9 protein-coding genes are annotated in these 8,781 nt (G+C 61.2%); 7 read left to right on the forward strand and 2 right to left on the reverse strand.

Annotated elements, in window-relative coordinates; translation table 11 throughout:
* Together WBP53_RS01400 and WBP53_RS01405 are read right to left on the reverse strand one after the other, a co-directional pair.
* On the reverse strand, window positions 1-1,418 hold a 1,418-nt coding region (locus WBP53_RS01400), incomplete at its 3' end, for an acyl-CoA dehydrogenase (RefSeq protein ID WP_423925184.1).
* Window positions 1,419-1,611: 193 nt separating this feature from the next.
* Window positions 1,612-2,481 (reverse strand): alpha/beta fold hydrolase, encoded by an 870-nt coding sequence (locus WBP53_RS01405; protein WP_423925186.1) that lies wholly within the window; start codon window positions 2,479-2,481, stop codon window positions 1,612-1,614.
* Window positions 2,482-2,577: 96 nt separating this feature from the next.
* Here WBP53_RS01405 and WBP53_RS01410 point away from each other — a divergent pair, with 96 nt between their 5' ends.
* The 7 genes from WBP53_RS01410 to WBP53_RS01440 all read left to right on the forward strand — a co-directional run.
* On the forward strand, window positions 2,578-3,162 hold the full coding sequence (locus WBP53_RS01410) for a TetR/AcrR family transcriptional regulator (RefSeq protein WP_423925188.1): 585 nt from the start codon (window positions 2,578-2,580) through the stop codon (window positions 3,160-3,162).
* 102 nt (window positions 3,163-3,264) lie between these two features.
* On the forward strand, window positions 3,265-5,034 hold the full coding sequence (locus WBP53_RS01415) for a phosphoenolpyruvate carboxykinase (GTP) (RefSeq protein ID WP_423925190.1): 1,770 nt from the start codon (window positions 3,265-3,267) through the stop codon (window positions 5,032-5,034).
* A gap of 168 nt (window positions 5,035-5,202) precedes the next feature.
* The gene (locus WBP53_RS01420) at window positions 5,203-5,766 is read left to right on the forward strand and encodes an RNA polymerase sigma factor (RefSeq protein WP_423925200.1); all 564 of its coding nucleotides are present in this window, start codon (window positions 5,203-5,205) and stop codon (window positions 5,764-5,766) included.
* Window positions 5,759-6,235, forward strand: a complete 477-nt coding sequence (locus tag WBP53_RS01425) for a hypothetical protein (RefSeq protein ID WP_423925192.1) — start codon at window positions 5,759-5,761, stop codon at window positions 6,233-6,235. Before WBP53_RS01420 ends, WBP53_RS01425 begins: the two co-directional genes overlap by 8 nt.
* A gap of 10 nt (window positions 6,236-6,245) precedes the next feature.
* Entirely contained in the window at window positions 6,246-7,151 is a 906-nt protein-coding gene (locus tag WBP53_RS01430) for a DUF4097 family beta strand repeat-containing protein (protein ID WP_423925194.1), read from the forward strand.
* Window positions 7,152-7,220: 69 nt separating this feature from the next.
* The gene (locus WBP53_RS01435; RefSeq protein ID WP_423925196.1) at window positions 7,221-7,760 is read left to right on the forward strand and encodes a hypothetical protein; all 540 of its coding nucleotides are present in this window, start codon (window positions 7,221-7,223) and stop codon (window positions 7,758-7,760) included.
* A 77-nt stretch (window positions 7,761-7,837) separates the two neighbouring features.
* Window positions 7,838-8,781: peptide chain release factor 3 (locus tag WBP53_RS01440; protein WP_423925198.1), on the forward strand; the 944-nt coding region annotated here is incomplete at its 3' end.

Raw genomic sequence — 8,781 nt, forward strand, 5'->3', positions numbered from 1 at the left:
TCCATGGCATCCGTGCAGATTTGCCGGCCCCATTCGGTGGCGTGATCTTTGGCGATGGCCGAAGGCACGGCAGGCTTTTCGCCGCGATCAACCGCTGCGGCAGTGGCGCGCGACAATGCGGTCGTTGCGTAGGTCAATCCGCCAATCCGCGCCAATGCTTCCTCGACGCCCTCGAAACGGCCAATGGCCAGACCGAACTGCTTGCGGATGCGCGCATAGGCACCGGTAGCCGCAACGCCGGCGCAGGCCCCGCCTGTTGCATTGGAGGGCAGCGAGATTGCACGCCCCACCGACAGACACTCGACCAGCATGCGCCAGCCTTGTCCGGCCATCTCCGGTCCGCCGATCAGTTGCGAGAGCGGTACGAATACGTCCTTGCCGCGCACCGGACCATTCTGGAACGGCACGTTGAGCGGAAAGTGGCGGCGGCCGATTTCAATGCCATCGGTATCGCGCGGAATCAGGGCGAGGGTGATGCCGAGGTCCTCGTCGTCTCCAAGCAGGTGCTCCGGATCAAGCATGCGGAAAGCCAAACCGACGATCGTCGCCACGGGTGCCAGCGTGATGTAGCGCTTGTCGAACGTCAGGCGGACACCGAGTACGTTGCCGCCTTCCCATTCGCCCTTGCAGACAATGCCGTAGTCCGGCAGCGATGTCGCATCGGAGCCGGCATAAGGCCCGGTAAGTGCGAAGCACGGCACCTCGCGCCCATCAGCCAGACGTGGCAGATAGTGATTTTTCTGTTCTTCGGTGCCGTAGTGCAGAAGCAGTTCGGCCGGGCCCAGCGAGTTCGGAACGGCGACCGTCGAGGAGACCGTCGCCGACATGCTGGCAATTTTCTGCAGCACCCTCGAGTGTGCCAGTGCGGAAAACTGAAGACCGCCATATTGTTTAGGAATGATCATGCCGAAGAACCTGTTGGTCTTGAGGTACTCCCACATGTCTTCGGGCAGGTCGGCCAGCTCATGGCTGATCTCCCATTCGTTGATCTGCGAACACAGTTGTTCTACCGGACCATCGAGGAAGGCTTGCTCATCGATGCTCAGTTCCGGTTTGGCCTGCCCCAGCAGTTCCGACCAGTCCGGCTTGCCACTGAACAGTTGGCCTTCGAATCCGACCGTGCCGGCTTCCAGCGCCGTCTGCTCTGTTTCGGAAAGATTCGGCGTGACCTTGCGATAGATTTTCAGCAGCGGCGCACTGATGCGCGCACGGCGAAATGCCGGCAAGTTGAGCGGCACCGTTACTGCCGCGAACACGAGCAGTGGAATGACGATAGCCAGCCAGTGCGAGCCTGCAAGCAGGCCGGCGCCAAGAATCGCGACGGCGGTGGCGAGCGTCCAGAGCCGCAAGCCTATGCGCAGATACGCTGCGGCCAGCGATACGAGAATGCCGGTAACCAGGGGGATCAGATGCAACATGACAGCGACTCCTCTACTTGGTGCGGTTGGGTCGGCGCGTTGACGTGGGGCACGCAAGCGGCGACATCACCGGACAGTCCACCGATGGCACCGGCTTGCCGGCGACATCCGTGAATTGCATTGTTTCCCTCCATCGACCGAGGGCTTTCCGAAAATCCGCAGGAACCAAACATCCGCCGGATTGCCGGGTTTATCAATCGGGTGGCAGCGAATCCAGGAAATCCAGCACGTGTTTCGTGAACTGGCTGTTTTCGTCACCGGCCACCATGTGCGTGGCATGGGGAACCATGACATGGCGGGCATGGGGCACAAGCTCTAGAAATTCGTTGATCGTCGACTCGGACACCACGTCGCTGGCGGAACCGCTGATCAGCAGGGTCGGCACGCGAATGTTCGTCGCTGCCTGCAGCAAGTCGGCCTGATGGCGCTGACCGTCCTCGGCGATCGGAGCCAACATGTTCGGGTCCCAGTGCCAGTGCAGGCGCCCGCTGTCGGTTTCGACCAGCAACCGACGCAGGCTCTGCGGGGATTTGCGTGACTTGCGATGAGGAAGGTAGGCCGCAATGACATCGGCCGCCTCGTTGTAGTCCGCGAAACCACCAGGATGGGCACGCATGAAATCGAGTATTCGTTCGACTCCGGCGGGCTCCCAGCGCGGGGTGACATCAACCAGCACCAGCGCCCTGCATGAACTGGCATCCGCACCGGCCATGGCTATGCCGATCAATCCGCCCATGGATGCACCGACGACCACCGGCAGGGAAGGAACATGCCTGGTCACCTGGCCAAGGTCGGAAACCAACTGATCAACAGAATAGTGGCCATCCTCCAGCCAGCTGCTCTGCCCATGACCACGCGCGTCATACGAGAAGGCGACCCAACCCTGTTGCGCTGCTGCACCTGCGCAACTGGCCCACGCATCGCGGGTCTGGCCAAACCCGTGAGCGAACACGACGGCAGGCGCAGGCGCCTCACCGAACTGCTCCAGCGCCAGGGTGACGCCATCCGTTGTGTCCAGCCGTAGCTGACGCGACATTGATGCTGGGGATTCCGGGCTTACCATACGGCCAAGTATGGAACGGAGATCAGACGCACGTCAATGCCACGACAGATTGGGCCGGTGCTTCTCATCAGGTCCCTGCTCCGGCACACTCCGGACATGACAGAAACTGAACAGAAGATGGAGCCGCGCGGGCGCCTGTCGGCCACGGATTGGGAGCAGGCAGCCCTGGACGTGTTGGCCAGCGCCGGGGTCTCGGCAGTCGCTGTCGAGTCGCTGGCGCGCACACTCGGGGTTACCAAGGGAAGTTTCTACTGGCATTTTCCGACCCGTGAAGCCTTGCTCAAGGCGGCCATTGACCGCTGGGAACAGCGCGATGAGGATCAGGTCATCGCCCTCGTGGAACGCATAGTCGACCCTCGCGAACGACTTCGAGAGCTGTTTCACCGGGTGAGTCGGGAAGTCCAGTCACACCTCGTTTATGCCGCCCTGCTGCAAGCCTCCGACCACCCGATCGTGCAACCGGTTATCGAGCGGATATCACAACGGCGCCTGGCCCTTCTCACCCTGGCCTATCGGGAAGCAGGCTTCGATCCACGCTCTGCCGGCCATCGCGCCCGCCTGGCCTATACGGCCTACAGCGGCTTTCTCCAGCTCAACCAGAGCCACGGCATGCCGCGCATGGACCATGAGGAGTACGAAGCCTACGTGGATCACGTGATTTCGACCCTCGTTCCTGCCTGAGCGGCCCGATGCCGCAGCTGACCTTGCCAAGGCCGGCCTCGGCCGCTAACGTCCCAAACTCGCATTCATGAACGCGGGCCCAGGCCCGCGACAAGGTAAGCCATGACCAGTTCGCTTGATTCCTTGAACCAGTGGGTCGAGGACGTAGCCCGCTTGACCGAAGCCAGCAAGATCCACTGGTGTGATGGGTCCGAGTCCGAAGATCGCCTGCTGAAGGAGCAGATGCTCGCCAATGGCGACTTGATCGGCCTGAATGCGGACACCCATCCGGGCTGCACGCTGCATCGCTCCAGCCCTACGGATGTGGCCCGAGTGGAGCACCTGACCTTCATCTGCACCAGGGATCGTGACGATGCCGGTCCGAACAATCACTGGATGGACCCGGCCGAGGCGCATGCCAAGGTTGACGCACTGTTCGCCGGCGCGATGCGTGGCCGTACCCTTTACGTGGTGCCCTATTGCATGGGTCCTATCGATTCGCCGATCTCGCGATGCGGCGTCGAGATAACAGACTCCCCCTATGTCGTCGCCAACATGCGCATCATGACGCGCATGGGTGCCGCCGCACTGGCTCGCATCGAGCGCGAGGGACATTTCGTCAAGGGCCTGCATTCGACTGGCGACCTGGACCCGGAGAAGCGCTTCATCATGCACTTCCCGGAAGAATTGACGATCAAGTCGATCGGCTCCGGCTACGGCGGAAATGCGCTGCTTGGCAAGAAGTGTCACGCCCTGCGGATCGGTTCCTGGCAGGCACGCAGCGAGGGCTGGCTCGCCGAGCACATGCTGATCGTGGGCATCGAGAATCCCCGGGGCGAAATTCGCTATGTCGCCGCGGCGTTTCCTTCGGCCTGCGGCAAGACCAACCTGGCCATGCTGATTCCACCCGAAAGCTACCGCGAGGCTGGCTGGAAGGTGTGGACGGTCGGTGATGACATCTGCTGGATGAAGCCCGGCGAAGACGGGCAGCTTTGGGCGATCAATCCGGAAGCCGGATACTTCGGCGTCGCCCCCGGTACTGACCGAACGACCAATCCGAATGCCTTGGCGACCATTCAGCGCGACACCATCTTCACCAATGTCGGCGTCACCGCCGACAACCAGCCCTGGTGGGAAGGCTTGCGGGAAGGAGTGCCCGTGAAAGACTGGCAAGGCCGACCCTACGACCCTGAACTGGGGCCTGCAGCGCACCCGAATTCACGTTTCACCGTATCGGCCAGGCAATGCCCGAGCTGGTCACCCGAAGCCGAAGCCACCCAGGGCGTTCCCATCAGTGCAATCGTGTTCGGGGGACGCAGACCATCGCTCGTGCCACTGGTTTTCGAAGCGAGGGACTGGACTCATGGCGTTCTGGTGGGTGCGGCGATGGGCTCGGAAACCACGGCGGCCGCCACCGGCGCGGTGGGCGTGTTGCGGCGTGACTCGATGGCCATGAAGCCGTTCTGTGGTTACAACTTCGGCGACTATTTTTCACACTGGCTTTCTTTCGACAAGCCCGGCGCGAAATTGCCCAAGATCTTCCATGTGAACTGGTTCCGCAAGGGCGCGGACGGCACATTTCTCTGGCCAGGGTTCGGCGAGAACCTGCGCGTGCTCGAATGGATCGTCGGCAGATGCGAAGGCAGCCAGGGAGCCGTGGAAACACCCATCGGCCATGTGCCTGCGGCGTCCGACATCAATCTTGATGATCTGGGGCTGTCCAGCGCTGCCATCGATAGCTTGCTCGAAATCGACGTGGATGGCTGGAGCAGGGAAATGGCGGCGACGGGAGAGTATCTGGAAAGCTTCGGAGCGCGCCTTCCAAAGGCACTCAAGGCTGAGCAGCAGCGTATTGCCGAGGAGCTTGCGAAAGGATCAAAGAACCAGGGGTAGCTGACGAACCGAAATGAGGTGAGGTCGGGGCCTCTGCATCAGTCCGCTTCGCCTGCCCAGGGCGCCTCGGATTGACGCCTTTCCGGCAACTCGACAAGGGCCTCCTCTTTAAACCCTGCTCGCCTTCAGTGCATCCAAGCTGGCACCATGAGTACCGCCTGCCTCGCCATGCCCTTGCCGATTATGGACGCTCCACGGAACGAACCCGAGGATGGCGATCTGGTCAGGCGTGCCAGCGCCGGCGAGGTCGGTGCCTTCGAGCAACTCTACCGACGCCATGCGGGCCGGGTGCACGGTGCCGTCTGGCGTCTGTCGGGCATGAATCCGTCGCGTGCGGAAGAACTGACCCAGGAAGCCTTCGTCCGTGCCTGGCAGAAGCTCGGCAGTTTCCGTTTCGAAAGCGCCTTTTCGACCTGGCTGCATCGACTGGCCGTGAACGTCGCATTGATGGACCTGCGCAAGAACAATCCTGAGGAGGCCGTGGACGATGCGACCCTCGAGGCGGCCTGTGAACCCGTACATGCATTCTGCGCGGGTGAGCGATCAGATCTGGAAAGGGCTGTCGCCAGTCTGCCGCCGCGCGCGCGCGCCGTTCTCGTCCTGCATGACATAGAAGGCTGGAAACACGAAGAAATCGGTCGCGAACTCGGAATGGCGGTAGGATCATCCAAAGCCCAATTGCATCGTGCGCGTGGCTTGCTCAAGCGCATGCTGGGAGAAAACCATGAATGAATTCGAACTCCGACGCGAATTGCGCGGATTGCGTGCAGACCGCGAACCTGAACAGGATCTCTGGCTGCCGATTGCGCGTCGATTGCAAACCGAAGAAACCGCAGCGCACAAGCCTGCTCGCAAGCGCCGTCTGGCCTGGTTGCCGCTGGGTGCCGCCGCAGCCATCGCCGTATCCCTGAGCGCCGGCATTTTCGCAACGGCGATGCAGGGGCCGTCATACGTGGCATCGCCTGATTCCAGCACGATGGGGCAAGGCATCCCCGTGCAGAATCAGATCGAGCGCGCCCGCGAACTCGCCACCACAGTCGATCCTCGACTGGCTGGCGCCGAGGTCGTGGTCGACGCGGCAAACGCAGAGCTTGAAGATGCCCTGCGGCAACAGCCCGATGCCGTTTATCTGGTCGGATTGATCAATCACACGCATGCGCAACGGCGCAAGTTGGCACGACTCGGCCTCGACGCCGGCTAAAGGATTCATCATGAAAATTGCATCGACACCGTTGTTCTTCGTATTCCTGTCCGCCGCCAGCGGCCTGGCTTTTGCTGGCACGCCCATCAACGAAAGTCGTGATATCGACGCAAGTGCACGCGTGGACATCTCCAACGTGCGTGGCGCAGTCACGGTCAGCGCATGGGATCAATCCAGGGTCGAGATCACCGGCACCCTGGGTGAAGGCAGCAAGGGCCTCGAGATCACCGGCGGCGGCTCGCGCCTTTCGATCAAGGTCAAGGGTTCCGACGACAATGGCTGGTTCAACTGGGGCTCGCGCTCCCGAATGGAAGATACGATCCTGAATATCAGGGTCCCGACAAGCGCAGAATTGCGCGTCGACACGGTCAGCGCGGAAATCATCGTAACCGGCACTGCTGGCCAGCTTCTCAAGGCAGACAGCGTCAGCGGCAAGATCCGCATCGACAGCACGGCCAGGGAGCTGGAGATCGGCTCGGTCAGTGGCAGCGTGGATCTGAGCGGACGCGGTGAACGTGTCCAGGTTGAAACCGTGTCTGGCGACATCGAAATGCGTGCAAACCATGGCCGGCTCAAGTTCGAGACCGTCTCCGGCAACATCACTGCGGCAACAGGCGAGTATCGCGAGTTCACCGGCAGCTCGGTTTCCGGCGATATCAGCCTGCGCGGAACGCCATCGGGTGATGCGCGAATCAGTGCCGAAACCATGAGTGGCGATGTCCGCATGGACATGCCCGGAGAACTCTCCGCACGCATTGATGCCGAAACCTTCAGCGGCCGCATCCGTAGCGATTTTGGCAGCGTAAAGGAACCCGAACACGGCCCCGGACGTTCGCTGGAGACGACCATCGGCGATGGCAGCGCACGGATGACCATTGAAACTTTTAGCGGCGATATAACCATTCGTCGCGAATAGATTCGTGAATCGTAGAAGGGTACAGTGAGCTGGCTGTTGTTTTGCCGGCCCACAAGGAGAGCCACTTCCATGCAGAGGCTCAAGAACCACCAATCCCTGGCCATTCTGCTCGGCTCCATTTTGTCGATTCCTGCCATGGGTAGTGCGCTGGCACGGCTCCCTGGCGTTTCGGGTACCAGCCCCATCCAGATCACGACGGTGCCGGAGGAATTTACCGGATCCACCCTTGACGGGACCTCGGGCGTTTCCGCACTGACATCGCCAGCCTGTGCCGGAGCAGCTGCCATGCCGGCGGCAGAAGTAATCTATACCTGGGTTGCGCAACCGCCAACCGGCCTGCATATCGATTTCACGGTGACGCCGGCAAACGGCTTCGATACAGCCATCTACGTCCTCGCCGAGCTGGACGACGGTGCGTCCTGCGTCATTGTTGCGGATAATTTCGGCCCCGGTATACAGGAAGACATCCACCTCGAAGAACTGCTCGTTCCCGGCAATCGCTACTACCTGTATGTCGATTCGGCCGTTGGTGCCCAGCATGCCGGGGACTTCCACCTGCTGGTGTGGATGTTTATCAGCGTGGAACTGCAGTCTTTCGATATCGACTGAATGCGGGTTGTCCCTCGCGTACAATGCGCGACCCTTGGGCGGCCCAAATCGTGGCCGCGGCATATTCGGGCCAGACTATGAGCAACCACGCCAGCGAAATGCGCCGACGACGCACCTTCGCCATCATCTCCCATCCCGACGCGGGCAAGACCACACTTACCGAGAAGCTGCTGCTGTTCGGTGGTGCGATCCAGATGGCCGGCTCGGTCAAGTCACGCAAGACCGCGCGACATGCCACCTCGGACTGGATGGCCCTGGAAAAGGAGCGAGGCATCTCGGTGACCAGCTCGATCATGCAGTTCCCCTATACCGGACGCATCGTCAACCTGCTCGATACGCCGGGCCATGCTGACTTTTCCGAAGATACTTATCGCGTGCTGACCGCAGTCGACTCGGCGCTGATGGTGATCGACTGCGCCAAGGGCGTGGAGGAACGCACGATCAAGCTCATGGAAGTCTGTCGTTTGCGCGATACGCCCATCATGAGCTTCATCAACAAGCTCGATCGTGAGGGGCGCGCACCGATCGAACTTCTCGATGAGGTGGAATCGGTACTCGGTATTGCCTGCTCACCGATCACCTGGCCAATCGGCATGGGTTCGCGGCTCAAGGGCGTCTATCACCTGTTGCTCGACGAGGTGCACATATTCGAGCCCGGCAAGAATTTCACCCGCCAGGATTCGACGATCTTCAAGGGCATCGACGATCCTGCCCTGCGCGCACGCATCGGCGAGGACGCCTGGAAGGAATTGCACGAGGAACTGGAACTGGTGCGCGGGGCATCGCATCCGTTCGACAAGGATGCCTACCTGGCAGGCAAACTGACTCCTGTGTTCTTCGGCTCGGCGGTAAACAACTTCGGCGTGCAATTGCTGCTCGATTTTTTCGTCGAACATGCTCCGTCGCCGAGGTCACATGAAACCACGACGCGCACCGTCAGTGCCGATGAAGCACCCATGACCGGATTCGTCTTCAAGATCCAGGCGAACATGGATCCCATGCACCGGGACCGGGTCGCGTT

Origin of the sequence: Dokdonella sp. (genome assembly GCF_049593775.1) — a bacterium.
Classification (GTDB): Bacteria; Pseudomonadota; Gammaproteobacteria; order Xanthomonadales; family Rhodanobacteraceae; genus Dokdonella.

Bases quoted from the DNA above. Each gene is read 5' to 3' on its own strand.
- WBP53_RS01410 (WP_423925188.1), top strand. From the start codon at position 2,578: ATGACAGAAACTGAACAGAAGATGGAGCCGCGCGGGCGCCTGTCGGCC.
- WBP53_RS01430 (WP_423925194.1), top strand. From the start codon at position 6,246: ATGAAAATTGCATCGACACCGTTGTTCTTCGTATTCCTGTCCGCCGCC.
- WBP53_RS01420 (WP_423925200.1), top strand. From the start codon at position 5,203: ATGCCCTTGCCGATTATGGACGCTCCACGGAACGAACCCGAGGATGGC.
- WBP53_RS01425 (WP_423925192.1), top strand. From the start codon at position 5,759: ATGAATGAATTCGAACTCCGACGCGAATTGCGCGGATTGCGTGCAGAC.
- WBP53_RS01415 (WP_423925190.1), top strand. From the start codon at position 3,265: ATGACCAGTTCGCTTGATTCCTTGAACCAGTGGGTCGAGGACGTAGCC.
- WBP53_RS01435 (WP_423925196.1), top strand. From the start codon at position 7,221: ATGCAGAGGCTCAAGAACCACCAATCCCTGGCCATTCTGCTCGGCTCC.
- WBP53_RS01405 (WP_423925186.1), bottom strand. From the start codon at position 2,481: ATGGTAAGCCCGGAATCCCCAGCATCAATGTCGCGTCAGCTACGGCTG.